This window comes from Sphingobium sp. EM0848 (assembly GCF_013375555.1).
In the GTDB taxonomy this organism is placed as follows: Bacteria; Pseudomonadota; Alphaproteobacteria; order Sphingomonadales; family Sphingomonadaceae; genus Sphingobium.
The window spans coordinates 57,526-74,107 of the sequence record NZ_JABXWB010000003.1; the positions used below are offsets into that span (position 1 = coordinate 57,526).

The 16,582-nt window shown below is 61.3% G+C and carries 12 protein-coding genes and 1 pseudogene; 9 read left to right on the forward strand and 4 right to left on the reverse strand.

Annotated elements, in window-relative coordinates; genetic code table 11:
• Positions 1–5: 5 nt before the first annotated feature.
• Both HUK73_RS16445 and HUK73_RS16450 read left to right on the forward strand, forming a co-directional pair.
• The gene (locus HUK73_RS16445) at positions 6–263 is read left to right on the forward strand and encodes a hypothetical protein (RefSeq protein WP_176593117.1); all 258 of its coding nucleotides are present in this window, start codon (positions 6–8) and stop codon (positions 261–263) included.
• Positions 263–1,093 (forward strand): HNH endonuclease, encoded by an 831-nt coding sequence (locus tag HUK73_RS16450; RefSeq protein WP_176593118.1) that lies wholly within the window; start codon positions 263–265, stop codon positions 1,091–1,093. The genes HUK73_RS16445 and HUK73_RS16450 overlap by 1 nt, the downstream gene beginning before the upstream one ends.
• 27 nt (positions 1,094–1,120) lie before the next feature.
• On the opposite strand, the gene HUK73_RS16455 is transcribed toward HUK73_RS16450, so the two are convergent.
• Positions 1,121–2,392 carry an IS110 family transposase gene (locus HUK73_RS16455; RefSeq protein ID WP_176591635.1) on the reverse strand — a complete coding sequence of 424 codons (1,272 nt, stop codon included), beginning with the start codon at positions 2,390–2,392 and terminating at the stop codon, positions 1,121–1,123.
• 246 nt (positions 2,393–2,638) lie between these two features.
• Between HUK73_RS16455 and HUK73_RS27225 the strand changes: the two genes are divergently transcribed.
• Positions 2,639–2,779 carry an HNH endonuclease signature motif containing protein gene (locus HUK73_RS27225; protein WP_218036631.1) on the forward strand — a complete coding sequence of 47 codons (141 nt, stop codon included), beginning with the start codon at positions 2,639–2,641 and terminating at the stop codon, positions 2,777–2,779.
• On the opposite strand, the gene HUK73_RS16465 is transcribed toward HUK73_RS27225, so the two are convergent.
• Positions 2,776–3,849: a DNA cytosine methyltransferase gene (locus tag HUK73_RS16465; RefSeq protein ID WP_176593119.1), complete on the reverse strand. Its 1,074-nt coding sequence runs from the start codon at positions 3,847–3,849 to the stop codon at positions 2,776–2,778. The genes HUK73_RS27225 and HUK73_RS16465 overlap by 4 nt on opposite strands.
• 197 nt (positions 3,850–4,046) lie before the next feature.
• Between HUK73_RS16465 and HUK73_RS16470 the strand changes: the two genes are divergently transcribed.
• Both HUK73_RS16470 and HUK73_RS16475 read left to right on the forward strand, forming a co-directional pair.
• Positions 4,047–4,946 carry a HEPN domain-containing protein gene (locus HUK73_RS16470; protein ID WP_176593120.1) on the forward strand — a complete coding sequence of 300 codons (900 nt, stop codon included), beginning with the start codon at positions 4,047–4,049 and terminating at the stop codon, positions 4,944–4,946.
• 167 nt (positions 4,947–5,113) lie between these two features.
• On the forward strand, positions 5,114–7,078 hold the full coding sequence (locus HUK73_RS16475; protein ID WP_176593121.1) for a hypothetical protein: 1,965 nt from the start codon (positions 5,114–5,116) through the stop codon (positions 7,076–7,078).
• Positions 7,079–7,133: 55 nt separating this feature from the next.
• Here HUK73_RS16475 and HUK73_RS16480 read toward each other — a convergent pair whose 3' ends face one another.
• The gene (locus tag HUK73_RS16480; protein ID WP_176593122.1) at positions 7,134–8,315 is read right to left on the reverse strand and encodes a hypothetical protein; all 1,182 of its coding nucleotides are present in this window, start codon (positions 8,313–8,315) and stop codon (positions 7,134–7,136) included.
• Between the two features lie 484 nt (positions 8,316–8,799).
• Between HUK73_RS16480 and HUK73_RS16485 the strand changes: the two genes are divergently transcribed.
• The 3 genes and pseudogenes from HUK73_RS16485 to mobF form a co-directional block, all read left to right on the forward strand.
• Positions 8,800–9,090 (forward strand): hypothetical protein, encoded by a 291-nt coding sequence (locus HUK73_RS16485; protein WP_176593123.1) that lies wholly within the window; start codon positions 8,800–8,802, stop codon positions 9,088–9,090.
• Positions 9,080–11,395, forward strand: coding sequence for a type IV secretion system DNA-binding domain-containing protein (locus HUK73_RS16490; protein WP_176593124.1), 2,316 nt, complete (start codon positions 9,080–9,082; stop codon positions 11,393–11,395). Before HUK73_RS16485 ends, HUK73_RS16490 begins: the two co-directional genes overlap by 11 nt.
• Positions 11,396–11,398: 3 nt before the next feature.
• Positions 11,399–12,814: pseudogene (mobF, locus tag HUK73_RS16495) on the forward strand (MobF family relaxase); the annotation flags it as partial.
• Between the two features lie 32 nt (positions 12,815–12,846).
• Here mobF and HUK73_RS16500 read toward each other — a convergent pair.
• On the reverse strand, positions 12,847–13,440 hold the full coding sequence (locus HUK73_RS16500; protein WP_013039114.1) for a recombinase family protein: 594 nt from the start codon (positions 13,438–13,440) through the stop codon (positions 12,847–12,849).
• A 139-nt stretch (positions 13,441–13,579) separates the two neighbouring features.
• Here HUK73_RS16500 and HUK73_RS16505 point away from each other — a divergent pair, with 139 nt between their 5' ends.
• Complete coding sequence (locus tag HUK73_RS16505; RefSeq protein WP_011627729.1) at positions 13,580–16,537, forward strand: Tn3 family transposase; 2,958 nt, start codon at positions 13,580–13,582, stop codon at positions 16,535–16,537.
• The last annotated feature ends 45 nt before the right edge of the window (positions 16,538–16,582 follow it).

The window sequence follows — 16,582 nt, forward strand, 5'->3', positions numbered from 1 at the left end:
GCGTGTTGGCGCAGGTGACGAGCAGACACGACGTTGTTCCGTTCTTGGCGAAGATGTTGCCCGTTGATGGCTTAGTCTTCCAGCCTCTGCCGCCCGAAATGCTCGAAATTATTTGCTCATCTCCAGACTATCAGAGCGTTCGTCCCGGAGCACAGCCTACTTGGTTGCAGATTGCCACTGACGATGATTTTGTGGAGTTGGTGGTGTACCGGGCGGAGGCGGACGGCAATTACTATATCCTCTCGCCCCGGGCAGAAGGCTGATGGCGAGGCGACCACGCGGGAACGATGCGGAGGCGCTGCGGCGCGGCCTGATTGAGCTTCTCACTAATTTCGAGCAGCACCTTCGAGAGAGCGGCCTGAGAGATCAGGTCCGAGCGCTCGTGCCTGCCCATAAGCAGCTCCAGGACCTAGGATGTTCGCTGCTCCCGCAGGGATCGAATCTCTCTGCCCGTGAACGCATCCTCGCCTATCTTCGAACCTTTCCCGGCCAAGTGATCGACGGCGACGAATTGATGATCGTCGCGGGTATTAGCGAATATGCGAGACGACTCCGTGAGCTTCGTGTTGAGGAAGGCTGGCCGATCCTGTCCGGGATGACCGCACGCGAACAGCGGGATGCTGACGCGGAAGGTGGTGACGGTACTGACCTGCCGCCTGTAATGAAGCCTGACCAGTATATGCTTGCAGAGGATCGGCAGGACCGCGACGCCGCACATCGTTGGAATATGGCGAACCAGATTCGTAAGAGTGAGGCTGGGGTGCGCGATAAGTTGCTGCGGTTCTTCCGAGCCAATGTGGGCAAGCCGATCACCTCGGAGGAATTGCGGTATGTCGCCGGCAATGTGAGCGAATGGGCGCGTCGTACCCGAGAGCTCAGAACTGAGGACGGTTGGCCGGTAGTTACACGGACTAGCGGCGATCCATCACTGCCGGTCGGCGTTTATGTATTGATGCGAGATGAGCAGGCTCCGGCACATGATCGCCATATCCCGGAGATCGTCCGACGGGAAGTCATGCGACGGGACAACTGGTCGTGTCGTTGGGTGGGATGCGGCTGGCCGCACGGGTTCCCTGCCTCCGATCATCGCTAAGGAGAAACAAAACCGATTGTCTGTGGATCATGGGGCCTCTGCGATTGGTTGAAGCTCGACCTGGAAGCCAAGCTTGGTGAGCTGGGCGACCAGACGCCTGGCTTTGCATTCGGCGGAGCGACGGTCGAAGTGGTCGATGCCAAGATCCTGATGTACGACGCCGTTTGTGAGCATGTGCCAGATCGCGGTGAGCATGGCGGCGGCGACCGCACAGATCGCTTTCTTGGGTCCCCGCCGGCTGCGCAAGCGGTTGAACTGCGCCTTGTAATAGCTGTCTTTCTTTTTCACGGCAGACCAGGCGCATTGGACCAGCACGGTCTTGAGCCAGCGCCCGCCCTTGCGCAGGTGCGAGGATTTGCGCTTGCCGGCGCTCTCATTCTGCCCCGGACACAGCCCGGCCCAGGCGACAAAATGCCCGGCGGTGGCAAAGCGGCTCATGTCGGTGCCGGTTTCCGCCAGGATGCTGGTGGCCGACAGGGTGCTGATGCCCGGCATCGTGTTGAGAAGATGGATCAGGGATCGAAAGGTGGCTCGCCCGGGCGCCACCTGCTGGTCCATGGCAGCGATTGCGGCATCAACTGCCCGATCGATCTCGATGATCGCCTTGTCCAGCGCGTCATACTGCTCGAGGTAGAGCCTGAGCATGAAACAGTGATGATCGGTCAGCCGCCCATGCAGCGCATCATACAGATGTTTGGGAGTGGCCTTGACCCGTCCATCGGCCAGGGCCGCCAGCCTGGCCGGATTGCGGATCCCGGCGATCATCGCTTCGATCATCCGGCGGCCCGACACGCCCATGATGTCGCTGATTACCGAATCCAGTTTGATATTGGCCTCTTCCAACGTCTTCTGGATCCGCTGGGTGTGGCGGGTCTGCTCCTGGATCAGCTGCTTGCGCATGCGCATCAGCGAACGCAGCTCCTGCGTCGCCTGGTCGGGAACGAAGCTCGCCCGGATCAGGCCACAGGCGACCAGATCGGCAATCCAGGTCGCGTCATTGACGTCGGTCTTGCGGCCCGGAACATTCTTGATGTGCGCGGCATTGGCCAGGATCAGATCGAAGGGGCCCTCGCTCAGGATATTCCACACCGGCTTCCAGTAGACCCCGGTCGCCTCCATCGCGACATGGCTACAGCCTGAGTCCGTCAGCCACGCCAGCAAGGACGACAGGCCCGCCGTCGTGGTCTCGAAGGACTGGCATTCCCGGCTTGTCTTGCCCTCCGACGCCAGGCGTACACAGCCCACGATCATCGCTTTGTGTACATCCAGACCAGCGACACGTTCGTGCATGATCTCCATCGAGACTCTCCTCTCACCAGTGCCGCCAGCGTGGGGACCTCACCGAAAAGAACTCTAAGGAACGCGCTCCAGGAACATGGCTGCTCCCTGGCGCCAATGGGGGTGATCGAGGCGCCCCGGGTCCAAACTACTTTACGGGCTCTCCAGCACCATAGCAAAAAGCAACCTCCGTGCTGACGACGTCGACATAATATCGCGCGGAGCGCAGCCCGACCAGTTTCAGTTAAGGGGGTCAGCCAAAGGCTGGTGCCGAACTACTTAGAAGCGCATCACATTAAACAGCATGCCCACGGAGGAGAGAACACAGCCGAAAACCTCATCACGCTATGCAACCTGCATCATGACGAAACCCACCGAACCGGTGCCTTGGAGATTGAGCCGCTTTAAGCTGCGGCTTTCATTTTTCCGTCAAGAATCTGGCGAACTACTGACGCGATCGCTCCAGCAAGCGGTGGAGGGACGGCGTTGCCGATCTGACGCGCGATCTCAACTTTCGTCCCCACGAACTTGAAGTCATCAGGAAAGCCCATGATGCGCGCGGCCTCGCGATGCGTGATTGGACGATCCTGATCGGGGTGCAGATAGCGGCCCTTCTCAGGCTTGAAGAACTCAGTGCGGATGGTGACGGAGGGTCGATCCCACCAGAGACGCCCGAACAAGTCGGTTCCCCCGCTGGTCTTTCTAATCCAGCAATCGGGCGTAATATCCGGGGCGTTGCGCTGGAGATCGAAACGGTTTCCGCCCGGAGGGACGGCCTTATAGCGCTTGAGACTCTTTTCGGTCGGGGTCCGCCCGAAATGCAAATTTAGCGGAGCCTTGGCCTTACGAATTTCTGTGCCGACTGGCTTTGGAAGATTGGCAATCACATCCCGGACCGTCCTCCAGGCCGGTAAGTTTGTGATCGAATTAGGCTGTGCATGGGTGGGGAGCGGCGGAAACTGCGGAGCAGTCATTCCGCGCTTGTAGCCGATAATGACAGTGCGCTTGCGCGTCTGCGCAGCGCCATAATCAGCCGCCAAAAGGATTTCCTTCACGGTGTTGAAGCCGAGCTTTTTCGCGTATTTCTCGATTTCGACACACTCGGGTGACTTATATAGCTCGGCCACATTCTCGATCACAAACATCGAAGCGCCGCTACGCTGAACTACATCCATGAACGGGAGCCAGAGCGCACGACGACGATCGCCGACACGGCGTTTGTTGAGTAGACTAAAGCCTTGGCAGGGGGGGCCGCCGATCACGATGTCGGCGGCAGGGATAGGGCGATTCGAGGAAACCCATTCCTCTATATCGCCGTGGTCCGCGTGCGGCCCGAAATTGGCGCGATGCGTTTCCACGGCCGCTGCATCAAAATCCAGCGACCACACACTTTCGAAACCACCGCAGAACCGGCGATCGGTGAACCCCAGCGTCATCCCGCCGGCTCCCGAGAAAAGATCGATTAGCCGGTAACTCATATGCCCCCAAGGCTGCGACAATAAATTTGGTGGCTACCCTATCGCCGAGAGATTCGGTAAGCAAGAGGTTCTGGTTTCGTTCTATCGCACAGAAGGGGTGGCGTGTGATATTACCGGCGCATGCCGAGGCTTCGCTGCCTGTGTTTGAGGGCTTAGCTCTTGCTTTATAAGCTTTCTCCCGACAGGGTAATCCTATCATGCGTACCGACCTGGATCATCTACCGGCGCCGAACCAGCAGGAACTGGAAGAGGTGGTGCGCATCCTGTTTGAGGAGTTCTCCACAGCCATCGGAGCAACCACGGCGCCATGGAAGAAACAAGCGCGCATTCTCAAGGTAATCTTGTACGGTAGTTACGCGCGGGGCGATTGGGTTAACGACCCGATAGGCGGTTACAAATCCGACTATGACATTTTGGTCGTCGTGAATGACGAGCGGCTGACGGATATAGTGGATTATTGGGCAAGCGCTGAGGATCGGCTTATGCGCGAGGTGACAATAACCGGCAGTCTCAGTGCCCCGGTGGGCTTTATTGTTCATAGCCTCACGGATGTGAACAAGAGGCTTGAGCAGGGACGACCCTTTTTCGTCGACATCGCCAAGCAGGGAATCGCGCTCTACGAGGCAGAGGGGTTTGGGCTGGTTACGCCGCGTAAACTTCCTCCAGCCGAAGCAAGAGCGGAAGCTCAGGAATATTTCAATTACTGGTTTGAACAGGCTGAGAGTGCACGGTTAGGTGCCGAATTTTACCGTGGTGTGCGAAAGGTTCGCGACGCGGCATTCTTGATGCATCAGGCTGCTGAGCGCCTATATCATTGCACCATGCTGGTGCTGACATTGTATTCCCCGAAGTCTCACAAGCTCACCTTTATGCGCGGTCAGGCAGAGGAAATTGCCCCCGAACTGATTGAAGCATGGCCGCGTGATGACAAATTCGGCCGCCGCTGTTTTGAGCTGTTGCGCCAGGCCTATGTCAACGCCCGCTATTCGCCCCATTATAAGGTGACGGACGAGGAGTTGAACTGGCTCGGGGAGCGCGTCGGTCGCCTTCACGAACTGGTGAAATTGGTCTGCGAGCGGCGACTAGCCGAAAGCTGAGCCAGATTTTCCCCAATCTCACGCGATATGATTTAACCAGTCCATCGTTGCTTGAATGTCATAAAATATTGAATTTGCAACATATTAATTCGATGTGGCGCGGGCGTTAGCTCGCAGCCGTGCCGTCCGGCCCGGTAAATCACATCAGAAAATGGATATGATCTGCAATGCCCATTGAGTCACGCCGCGCTTGCCGCGACGCGAACGAACCCCTCCCGTCCACGCGCGGACGGAAGCCCGCCCCGGTCGTGGAACAGCCAGTCCCGAATTCAGCCGAATGGATTGACCCGCCGGGGTTTCGGGATGCACTGCTCCTGCATCTGTCTCGCTTTTCGGAAAGCTACTATACGCTTCACAAGGCGATTATTCGGCCAGGCGAAACGTTCAACAGCGCGACCTTCAAGGCATGGCTCAGTGGCCGCCGCACGCCACAAGGCGTTGCCAGCCTCCAAATCCTCGCCCGCATTGAAACCCGTTACGGCCTCCCGGCCGGATATTTCAAAGCCAAGCTCCCGCATCCGGCCCGCGCTGCGTCCGGTATCGAAGTCAAAGGCGTGGCACGGGCTGAGCAGCGGCGGCTGGCCTGGCACCTCCCCGACGATTTCAACACGCGATCCCTAAAGGCGCAACAGGAGATACTGGAGTGGGTCCAGAACGTGGTGATCTCTGGCGCAACGGAGTACCGCCGCTTTCAGGCGCAGGCGATGAAAAGCCGCTATGCTATCCGGTTTCCCGAGCTGATCGGCAGGAAGGCGAAGGCCCCGCCGATCGAGATGGATGACGGGAGGGTCGAGGGTGACGAGGAACAGGCCGATGCACTCGCGGATGCACCGCCCCGGTTGGCGGCGGAAATGGCCGATCTCATTCGCTTCAAGTCATCCGCCCTGACCGAGATCGGGTTCCAGCGGATCGGCGTGTGGAATGAAGAAACTGCGTTTCAGAGGGTCGAGCATTTTGGCCTCATGTTCGGCGCTTTAGCGGCTTCACCTAGCGGATCGGTTCAGGGGCTTGGCGTTCCGCTTCGCGACCTCAGCTTTGCGATGTTGATCTTTCCGCGAGTGTGGGACTGGTATGTGCAATGGCGCGAAAGGCGGCGGGGCTTTTTCACTCGCTGGGAGTGCGACATGCTCCAGAACGGCATGGCTCTCGTCCGAGCCGAGACGGGTTGGCTTCGCCAGCACCCCGAGTTGGCCAAGCGGCTGACGCCTATCAAGGAACTGGTGACAGACGAGGATGTCGCCTCGATCCAATCGGACTGGAATCAGGCCTGCGATACCATGCACGCGCATGCGGCCGCGCGGGTCAAGCAGATCGCGCGCGTGGCCCGGATCCATCGCGATCCATTCGAGCCGATATTGCCCATTCTGGAAGCGCCGAGTCCGGTAGCCGAATATCTGAAGATTGCCGAGGAGGTCCTGAAATACCGGCCCGACGCGCGGCGTTATCCCCGCGCTGCGGCCGAAACCGTGCGGTCCTATCTGCTCCTTCGCCTGGGTCTTCATCTGGGCCTCAGACAGAAAAATCTGCGCCAGCTCATGGTATGCCCACGCGGGGAGGTTCCCCGACCGGAGCGGCAGCTTGAGGCGTGGAAGCGCGGTGAAATCCGATGGAGCAACCGGGATCAGGGATGGGAGGTCTTCGTGCCCTCAGTCGCGTTCAAGAACGCGCACTCCTCCTTCTTCGCCGGGCAACCTTTCCGGCTGCTCCTGCCCGACCTCGGCGGGCTGTACGGCTACATCGATACCTATATCGAACGGGATCGGGCGGTCTTGCTGAACGGCGCCGCTGATCCAGGCACATTTTTCGTGAAGACCATGAAGAGCAACAGCCGGGAAGCCTCCTATGACCAGAACACCTTCTACGAAGCATGGCGGCTGGTGATCCAACGCTATGGCGTGTTCAACCCCTACACGGGGCGCGGGGCGATCAAGGGCTTGCTGCCTCATGGGCCGCACAACGTGCGGGACGTGTTGGCGACCCATATTTTGAAGCAGACCGGCTCCTACGAACAGGCAAGCTACGCCATCCAGGACACGCCGGAAATGGTTGCCAACCATTACGGGCGCTTTCTCCCGCAGGACAAGGCGGCGATGGCCGCCCAGATACTCAACCGGGTTTGGGAAGCGGCATAAGATGAGCGGCAGGCGCGGCGTTTTCGTGTCGTCGTGCCTGCCCACATAGCGACGATTAGCCAAGCGACGTCGTGGCAATTTCCAGCAATGTTTCGGAGAGCTGGCCGTTGCTTATCGGGTCCAGATCAGCCGCGACCGAGAGCGCCCAGGCTGCCCAATTTTCCAGTTGCGGGGAAGGGGAAAGAGTGTCCGCCGCGCTGTGGACGAAGGCGCGAATGGTTTGTGCCCGCTGATGGTCGGCCGACACTCCCATGAGATGATCGATCCGCGCCTTGCGTAACATTTCTTCCCGTTCGACCCTCTCCTTTTCTGCCTTCTCCTTGGCCTTTGCGACCCATTCAAGATGGGCGGCTTTGCGGTAGGCGCGATGGCTGTTTTCCGAGATGCGGAATGCGCGATAGGCGGCCTCCGCCTGGACGAAAAATTCCGCGACGATCGCGCCGATTTTAACCTCCATCGGTCCGCCCTTATCGTCCGACCAGCAGGCATCGGGGGTGCGCTGGTCCCAGCTCCGTTGAAGGTCGAGTTGCAGAATCCCCGTCATTTTCGGCTCGCCTGAATAACGTCGCTCCTGACGCTTCTCACACACCGCCGCATCGTCGAGATACAGGTAGATGGTTATGTCGTGGATATGGAGCATGGTCGACCGGGCATAATGGTCCCAAATCTTGATCAACCCGCCCGCCTTGGCGACCGCCATCATGAGCGCGTTAAGGATACGCAGGCGGCGCTGCTCGAAGGCGGTTTCAAAGCGTGGGGCGTCGGAACCGTAGGCGTAGCCGCGTTCGATTTGAAGGTTCTTGCGCTCCGCGTCTTCGGCCAGCAGCGCGCGGATTTTATGGTGTGGCCCGGAGAGGTCACGCGACACTTCAGGAGTGCCCACCTCGGCCAGATAGCGTTGCCGGATATCGTCCAGCGGTTCGGCAAATTCGGGCGGGTCGGGCACCGGCCCCAGCAACTCTTCCTCCGTCAAATATATGGGCACCGGGCGTTGCGGATTTGGCTCGATGCTGACGAGTTCGTCCATCCCGGGGCCGCGCGGCGGGAGGCGAGGGATAGGAGGTTGGTTTCCCTTGCCTCGCTGCGTCCAATAGCGGACATTGGGCAGGGGAATATCCTTCTCGCTACAGCGCTTCTTGATCGTCGGTTCCGATAGCCCGAAGGGCCTCACCAGATCGCGGATGCGGGTCCGCCAGACAAGGTCGTACAGTTCCTCGCGGGAGAGGATCACAGCCATGAAATTCATCCTTTGTTTTAGTCGAAATCGGCGCGATGAGGGATGCCATCGGGCGGCAAGGAGTTTCGCCCCAGATGATGGCCATTTGCTGACGGATTGCCGATTGTGGGCCGGAACGGGCTTGCTTCTTAGGCGCCGGATGGACTATGGAATTCCCGCCGGAAGCACGGTTTCCGGCCGGTTTTTGGCGATGGCAGGTCTCTCGCCGCACTCCAGCAACAGGGGCATTTTGCATGCACACCCCACGCACCAAGGGGTGCAGTTAAGCTATTGAAATAGCGTAATTCATATCGCCATAATTTGCGGTGCGCATAGCACCTTCCCATTGGGGACTTCGAGATTGCCGGATTTCAGCGATTTCGAGCGGTGCTCGCAGCACCGCGCAAGTTGGCGCGCGCGCTTTCCTTGTTGTGTCGTCATGCCCATGCTATAGCCGACGTGCTTTCCGCATTTCCCACCAGTCTCCATCAAGGAGGCTTGGGCTTTGAGCAGAGATTATCACCCGGCAACGATCCGGCTGAACCACGCGCAATGGGCAGCAATTCGTGCCCTTGCCGGCACCAGCAATATGACGCCCGCCGAAGTCCTGCGGAGCGCGGTCGAGGCCTATCTCGCCAGTCATAAACAGGGCAGTCTTTCGCAGCGGCGGCTGGCCCGCATCGCCGAGTTTCAGCACCTCGCCCTGGACGTCATTGTCCGCGAACAATATCCCCAGTTGCGGGACCGCATCATCGCGGAAACCGACAAGCGCCTGGTGCAATATCATGGCGCGTAAGGACATCCGCTCCAACGGCCAGGCCGTGCCCCTGACCCATCATTCGGCACGCGGGAAAGTGCAGCGCAACTCGGGTAATTTTACCCGCGGCAGCCAGCTCGTCACCCATGAGATGCTGATGTGGTTTTCGGGCGTCAAATTGCCCATCATCCTGTGGTTCCTGCTGTTCGTCGGGTCGTGGTTCGCCATCATGTCGATCAAGCTCGACGAGCATGGTTTTCAGATGATCTGCATGAAGCTCTATGCCGAGCTTTGGAACTGGGTGGGTCTGAGCCCCATCAAGCGGGTCAATGTGACCCTGCCCAGCGGTCAGATCCTGCGCACGATCATGGTGGTCGTGCCCGCGATCCCGGAGGTGAAGCAGGCCTGGGCCGAGGCGATGCGCGGGCTGTTCGGCTCGGTCCTCATCTCTCTGTTCCTTGCCGTGCCAATCGCCATCTGGTTCGTCGATATGTCGCGCCGGCGCGGCAAGACCATATTGGAGGAGCGCCATGAGCGCGGCGCCATGCTGGTCGATGTCGAACTGCTGCGTTCGGAGGTCGACCAGCATAACCATGCCGCATTCGAAGAGGATGTCGCCGAGCTTTGTCCCGGCATGACGCCGGAGCAGGTTTTGAACCTTCCCTTTGGGGAGCGGAAGGCGAGGGGAATTCATCATCCCTATTCGCTCGCCGGTATCTCCTATCCGCATCGGATGGAGCAATCCCACGCCATGCTGCTTGGCACCACCGGCGCGGGTAAAACCACGCAGTTGCGCAGCCTCATCACGCAGATGCGCCAGCGCCACGATACGGCGGTCGTTTTCGACCTGACCGGCGCCTATGTCGAGGCCTTCTACGATCCCGACCGCGACACGATCCTCAATCCGATGGACGTGCGCTGCCCGGCCTGGTCGATCTTCAACGACTGCTCGACCTACAGCCATTTCACCTCGGCCGCCGTCGCCCTGATCCCCTCCGACGGGGGCTCGTCCGAGCCCTTCTGGGCGCTCGCTGCTCGTACCCTGTTCATAGAAATGTGCATGCGGCTCATCGAGCGCGGCCAGACCAGCAATCTGGCTCTGGCGGAGAACCTGATGACCGCGGACCTGAAGCGCGTCCACCGCACCCTTGCGAACACCATCGCCGATCCGCTGACCGCGCCCGAAGCCGCCCGCATGGCCGAGTCCATTCGCGCGGTGTTCAACACCAATGCGCAGGTGCTGCGCTTCCTGCCGGACGAGGGCGAGCCCTTCTCGATCCGGCAGTGGATGACCGCAGACAAGGCGCCCGGATCGATCCTGTTCGTCACCTCCGATTATGACGATCTGGAGATGAACAAGCCGCTGCTGACGCTCTGGATGAACATCGCCATCAACAGCCTGATGACCCTGCCGCGCACGCGCTCGCTGCGCACCTGGTTCCTGTTCGACGAGGTCGGCGCGCTGCATCGCTTGCCCGCGATCGAAAAGGGGCTGCAGACGGCCCGCAATTTCGGCGGGGCGATGATCCTGGGGCTCCACAGTTTCCAGAAGCTGGTCGAGGTCTATGGTGAGGAAGGCGCGCGCAACCTGTCGTCGTTGGCGCGCACCAAGCTGATCCTCGCGACCGGCGATATCAAGACCGCCGAGGAATGTTCGCACTATATCGGCAGCCGCGAAGTCCGGCAGATGGATGAGGCGTACAGCTATGGCTACAACCAGACCCGCGACGCCTCGACGCTCACCGCGCGCAAGCAGGTCGAGCCCCTCGTTCTCCCCGACGACATCACCAACCTGCCTGCCCTCCACGGCTTCGTGAAATTCCCCGAGGGCTTTCCGGCGGCGCGGGTTCTTCTCCAGTGGAAAGCCTATCCCAAGGTTGCCGAAGGCTTCGTGCGCCGCGCCCATATTGAACCGGTGCAAAATAGGCGGCCGGAGGATTATTTCGCGGAGGATGAAGGGGAGGCGGGCGGCCGGGACGGGGCCGCGCAGGTTGCGGAGGATGTGCTCGACCCGGCCTATAATCTCGCAAAAGAACTGGCTGCCCGCATCCTCACCGACGGCGTGGAAGATGAGCATGCTGATGCAGCCGGTAGGGCAGGGGAGGGGCATGGTGATCGGGTCAGCCCGGCCGCACCGTCTGCGCTGGTGGGCGACGGAAAGGAGGGTGGTTCGCAGGCGCAGCGGGGTGGCATGCAGCAGACCGATCTCCAGCATCGCGACCGTACCGCGGACCGCGCCGAACCCAACGCTCCGCAGGCAGCTCCAGTCGAGGATCAGTCGCTCGTCGAGCTGCGCCAGGATTTCTCCGGCGGCATCGACGATAACCTGGACATGGGGATCTGATCGATGCTTTCGGTCGCTCCCGTCCGCTCCGCGTCAGGCGCCGCCAGCTATTTCGCGCAGGACAATTATTACACGGTTGAGGGTTCGTCCGAGGCCAGCCTCTGGGCCGGGGAGGGGGCGCGGGACCTTGGTCTTTCCGGCGAGGTCGGCAAAGAGAGTTTCGAGGCCATCCTCAACGGGGAATTGCCCACTGGCGAGAAGGTGGCGCAAGTCGAGAATCGGCGAGCCGGTATCGACCTCACCTTCTCCATGCCCAAGTCCGCCTCGGTCATGGCCTATGTGGCAGGCGACCGCCGCATCCTCACCGCCAATATGACAGCGGTGCAGGCGACCATGGTGTGGGTGGAGAAGAATCTTGCCGAGGGCCGCAAGGATGTGGAGGGAAGGAAGGTGCCGGTTGCGACGGGCAATCTGGTCTATGCCCTGTTCGAACATGATACGAGCCGCGCGCTCGATCCCCAGGGCCATGTTCATGCCGTCATCGCCAATTTGACGAAGATGCTGGACGGCCAATGGCAGGCGCTCCATGCGGACAAGATCTGGAGCAACAACAGCGTGATCGGCGCCATCTACCACGCCTTTCTGCGCGCCGAAATTGAGAAGCTTGGCTATATACTCGACCTGAAGGGCAAGCATGGCACATTCGAGATAGCGGGTGTGCCGAAGGCGGTGCTGGAGGCGTTCAGTCAGCGCCGCGCGACCATATTGGAGAAGGTCGCGGGACTGGACCTCACTTCGCACAAGGCGCGGGACCAGATCACCATCAACAGCCGCGCCCCCAAGCTCAATGTCAGTGACAGGCCGGCGCTTGTGCAGGGCTGGAAGGACAAGGCTGAGGGCCTTGGCTTTACCGGCAAGGAACTGGCCGATGCCGCCCTTGCGCGGGCCGGCGTCATTCAGGCGGAGGGTCCGCTGGAGCGGGGCTATCGGGCGGTCAAAGACGCCGTCGAGACCGCCATGGCCAAGCTCGGGTCACTCCTGGGCCATGATGACCCGCTCGTCGATCACCGGCTCGCGCGCATCGTTCAAACCCCGGCCGCCGGTCGCGCTCAGCTTGTGGTCGCCTCGGCCGTGCGCATCCATTCCGAGCGCGAGGCGGCGTTCGAACAGCATAAGATCGCCAAGACCGCGCTCGATCTGGGGCTGAAGGGTGTCACCATCGAGCATGTCGAGCGGCGGATCGAGCAATTGGTCGACAAGGGTCTGCTCCTGCGCGGCGTGGGCCGTGCCTCCGACATGGTGACCACCCGTGATGCGCTCCAGACAGAGGAAAAGATCCTCGCCCTCATGGAAGCGGGCAATGGCAAGGCGATCCCGATGCTCGATTCCGCCGCCGCGCCGGCCCGGCTCCAGGAAGTCAGCGAGAAGCCACTCAATCCCGGCCAGCTGGCATCGGCCACGCTGATCATCGCCTCCTCGGGGTGACTGCACGAAAGTGACTTATCTGCACGCTAAGAGCGAACGGACCGGGAACGCTGGGACTTTGTGTTCTTCTCCGTGGCTTCGAGGGCTTTGTAGAGGGCGGTTTTGCCGATCTTGAGGCGCGCGGCGGCCTCGCGAACTGTGAGGCCGGAAGCGATATGTTCGCGCGCCTTGCGGAGCTTGTCAGGTGTGACCACTGGCCGCCGCCCACCGGGGCGACCTCGCTCGCGAGCGGCCTTGAGGCCTGCATGGGTGCGCTCCCGGATCAGATCGCGCTCAAACTGGGCAAGCGAGCCGAAGATGTTGAACACCAGCATCCCGCCCGAAGTGGTGGTGTCGATGTTCTCGGTGAGCGAGCGGAACCCGATACCTCGCGTCGCTAGCTCGCCGACCTTCTCAATCAGATGGCTCATCGAGCGCCCAAGACGGTCGAGTTTCCAAACCACCAGCGTGTCGCCGCTGCGCAGATAGGCGAGCGCCTCGGCCAGGCCGGGCCGATCGGCTTTTGCACCAGATGCGTGATCGTCGAATATCCGGTCGCACCCGGCCGCGTTCAGCGCGTCGAGCTGGAGTGAGAGCTTCTGGTCTGCCGTCGAGACGCGCGCATAGCCGATCAACGCCACATGCAGCCCAATCCTGTCCGTTTTCCCATCATTATCTGATCTTGTCCGAATCGCCGTTATAGGTCCAGAGTTAACGGACATATTCCTGCTGGCCGCCAGAGGACCGTCTGACGGACAAGGACGCGGAAGGAGATAGTGCTTGGCGAGACGGCGACTGGTGAGCGCGGAAATCTGGGCAGGGCATTATGGCGCGCCGCTCGATGAGCGCGAGATTGCGCGGCACTATACGCTGACCGGTGACGACCTGGAAATTGTCGGCCGCCGTCGCGGCGATGCCACCCGGCTCGGCTACGCGATGCTCCTACTCTATATGAGATGGCCTGGCCGTGCGCTGGAAGCGGGTGAAGTCCCGCCCGCTCCTGTGCTCGCCTATGTGGCGCAGCAACTCGGCGTCGCGCCCGAAGCCTTCGCGGACTATGCCCATCGGGACCAGACCCGTCGCGAACATCTCGTTGAAATCCGACGATCGCACGGGTTCAGGATTTTCGACCGCAAGGCTTTCCACGAAGTTGTCGCATTCTCGATCCCGATCGCACAGACCATCGTCCACCCCGGCCAGATGGCGGGGGTCATCGTTGACGAACTTCGGCGCCGGCAGATCCTCCTGCCTTCTTCATCGGTTCTCGAAGCGGTACTCCGGCGTGCTCGCCAGCAGGCCGAACAGCTTACCTATGAAGTGCTCACGAACGGCCTGCGGCCCGATACGCTGCAGGGGCTGGACGATCTGCTGGCCCGACGAACAGGGCAAGCCGCGACATGGCTATCCTGGCTGCGCAATGCACCACAGTCGCCGGCAGCGCGCAACATCCTACGCCTGATCGAACGGCTCACTCATATCCGCGCGCTGGATCTCGATCGCGCCCGTGCCGACATGATCCCGGCTTTGACTTTTGACAGGCTGGCGGACGAAGGCAGCCGGATCACACCCCAGCACCTTGGCGAACTCAATGCCCTGCGCCGCCATGCGACGCTGGCGGCGCAGGGCATCCGTCTTGAGGAAAGCCTGACCGATGCCACCCTGACGATGTTCGACAAGCTGTTGGGCAGCATGTCGCGTCGCGCCGAGAACCGGACCCGTGACAAAGCCCTCAAGACGGTGCGCGAGTTGCAAGGCCATCTCCGGACGCTCACAGGGTCTTGCCGCATTCTCATCGAAGCGCGCACCAACGGTGTGGACTCTCTGGCGCAGATCGAGGCGCTGGATTGGCAGCGCTTCGCCGTGGCGGTCGCGCGGGCCGAAGTACTCGGGCGACCGGAAACCGTCGATCGCACCGCTGAATTGATCGAGCGGCATCGCACGGTGAAGCTCTTTGCCGGTGCCTTTCTCAACACCTTCGAATTTCGCGGCGCCGGTGCGGTGCAGGGACTCCTGTCGGCGCTTACCATCATCGCGGAGCTATACCGGACCGGCAAACGGCGCTTGCCTGATCGCGTGCCGCTGCGCTTTGTGCCCTCCGCATGGCGGCCGTTCGTCCTGCGGGACGGCATCGTCGATCGCGCCGCCTATGAACTATGCGCCTTGTCCCAGCTACGGGAGCGGTTGCGAGCGGGAGACATATGGGTCTCGGGAAGCCGCCAGTTCCGCGATTTCGATAGCTACCTCATCCCGCCGGCCACCTTCGACGCGCTTCGCGAGAAGGGGCCGTTGCCGCTCGCCATCGAAACGGACTTCGATCGTCATATCGAGGAAAGGCGCGCCAGGCTCGACACGGCGATCGAACAGGTGACGGTCCTCGCCCGACAGGGCGAGCTGCCCCAGGTCAGGCTTGACGAAAGCGGCCTTATCATCTCGCCGCTGAAAGCGGCAACGCCACCCGCCACCGAGATTGCCCGTCGCGCTGCCTATGACCGACTGCCGCGCGTGAAGATCACCGATCTCCTGCTTGAGGTCGATGCCTGGACCGGGTTCAGCGAATGCTTCATCCATCGGCGTTCGGGCCGGGAGGCCGACGACCGCAATGCGCTGCTCACCGTCATCCTTGCCGATGGCATCAATCTCGGCCTCACACGCATGGCGGAAACCTGCCGAGGCGCAAGCCTGCGCCAGCTCGCCCATCTCCACGACTGGCACATCAGCGAGGCCGCCTATGGTGAAGCGCTGGGAAGGCTGATCGACGCCCATCGCGCCATGCCGCTCGCCGCGCTGTGGGGAGACGGCACCACCTCGTCGAGCGACGGACAGCAATTCCATGCCGGGGGCCGTGGCGCCGCAATCGGCGACATCAACGCGCGCAGCGGCAACGAACCGGGCGTTGCCTTCTACACCCATGTCTCGGATCGATATGACCCCTTCGCGACCCGGGTAATCGCGGCGACCGCCGGCGAAGCTCCCTATGTGCTGGATGGCTTGCTGTATCAGCAGACCGGCCTGACAATCGAGGAGCACTACACCGATACAGGCGGTGCATCGGACCATGTGTTCGGCCTTATGCCCTTCTTCGGCTACCGCTTCGCGCCGCGCCTGCGCGACATCAAGCAGCGTCGTTTGCACCTCCTTCCCGGCCAGGAAGCCGGCCCCTTGCTTGCCGGCATGACGGCCGAACCGATCGCATTGGGTCATGTCGCGGCGCATTGGGATGAACTGCTGCGGTTCGCCACATCGATACGCACCGGCACCGCCACCGCTTCGGCGATGCTTCGCCGCCTGTCCGCCTATCCGCGACAGAACGGACTGGCCCTCGCGATGCGCGAGCTGGGCCGCCTCGAACGCTCGATCTTCATGCTCGACTGGCTGCGCGACATTGATCTGCGCCGGCGTACCCAGGCGGGCCTCAACAAGGGCGAGGCCCGCAACGCGCTCGCACGCGCGCTCTTCTTCAACCAGCTCGGCGAATTGCGTGATCGGCGGTTCGAGAACCAGACCTATCGCGCCTCCGGCCTCAACCTGCTCGTCGCCGCCATCATCCTGTGGAACACCCGCTATCTCGAAGTGGCGCTGGCTGATATCGGCACGCCCGACGAAATCGCACGTCACGTCGCGCCATTGGGCTGGGAACATATCTCGCTCACCGGCGACTATAGCTGGAATGTTGAAGATCGGCCCGATCCGGATGTCCTGCGGCCACTGCGCGCCATCAGTTCGTTGCTCGCCGCGTAACGTTCACCATACGTTCGCGCTTAGCGTGCGGATGCGTCACTTTCG

Coding starts and splice junctions, on each gene's coding strand:
- HUK73_RS16450 (WP_176593118.1), top strand. CDS start 263: ATGGCGAGGCGACCACGCGGGAACGATGCGGAGGCGCTGCGGCGCGGC.
- HUK73_RS16455 (WP_176591635.1), bottom strand. CDS start 2,392: ATGGAGATCATGCACGAACGTGTCGCTGGTCTGGATGTACACAAAGCG.
- HUK73_RS16465 (WP_176593119.1), bottom strand. CDS start 3,849: ATGAGTTACCGGCTAATCGATCTTTTCTCGGGAGCCGGCGGGATGACG.
- HUK73_RS16470 (WP_176593120.1), top strand. CDS start 4,047: ATGCGTACCGACCTGGATCATCTACCGGCGCCGAACCAGCAGGAACTG.
- HUK73_RS16475 (WP_176593121.1), top strand. CDS start 5,114: ATGCCCATTGAGTCACGCCGCGCTTGCCGCGACGCGAACGAACCCCTC.
- HUK73_RS16480 (WP_176593122.1), bottom strand. CDS start 8,315: ATGGCTGTGATCCTCTCCCGCGAGGAACTGTACGACCTTGTCTGGCGG.
- HUK73_RS16490 (WP_176593124.1), top strand. CDS start 9,080: ATGGCGCGTAAGGACATCCGCTCCAACGGCCAGGCCGTGCCCCTGACC.